This window comes from Methanomassiliicoccales archaeon (genome assembly GCA_014361295.1).
In the GTDB taxonomy this organism is placed as follows: Archaea; Thermoplasmatota; Thermoplasmata; order Methanomassiliicoccales; family JACIVX01; genus JACIVX01.
In genome coordinates this window covers 1-698 of record JACIVX010000112.1, presented here as the reverse complement: position 1 = coordinate 698, position 698 = coordinate 1, and the positions used below count along the sequence as shown (strand labels likewise).

At 59.5% G+C, this 698-nt stretch carries 1 protein-coding gene; it reads right to left on the bottom strand.

Translation table 11 applies throughout. The annotated features are described in order from the left end of the window. A partial coding sequence (locus H5T41_11450; GenBank protein ID MBC7109374.1) for a DUF362 domain-containing protein occupies window positions 1-538 on the bottom strand: 538 nt, incomplete at its 3' end. Window positions 539-698 lie beyond the last annotated feature (160 nt).

Sequence of the window (698 nt, the reverse complement as noted above, 5' to 3'; positions counted from 1 at the left end):
GAAGCTTCCCGGCGCGGGAGGCCGAGCCCATGCCCAGGTTTTTCAGGGCGCCACCGAATCCCACCTGCTCGTGGCCCTTGAAATGGGTCATCACCAAAAGGGCATCGGCCAGGGCCACAGCTGCCCCGATCTTCGCGCGTTTCACGTATTCCCCATCCACTGGGATCTCCACCTCGTCTGCGCCGCGGAGCCCATCGGCGATGATCACCGGCGCACCCACCACCTCCCACACAAATCCGTTTTGCGCGGCGGTGAGAAGGTGATCCACGGCGTTGGAGCGCGTACCAACATAGAGCGTGTTGGCATCGGTGAGGAAAGGTTTCGCTCCCAGATTTTTGAGCTCGTCCACGGCCACTCGCACATAATTGGGCCGAAGATATGCGAGGTTTCCCAGCTCCCCAAAGTGGAGTTTTATGGCCACAAGTTGCCCGGCCTTGAAAATGTTGGGAAGGCCGGCCTCCCTTAGAAGAACCCGGAGCTTTTGGAGGAGGTTTATCTCCGGGGACGCCGAAAAATCCGTGAACCAAACCGTGCTCATGGTGGCCGAATTTTAGCGGGCTTTGCGGAAAAGGGTGAGGGGGAAGTACACTTGGCCGCCATGACCCTGGCTGAGCTTTCCCGGGCAGCGGAGGAGATCTGGGCCCAATGGGAAAAGACCGCGGCGAATTTGGGAACTCTCGAGGAACTTGAGGCTTTGC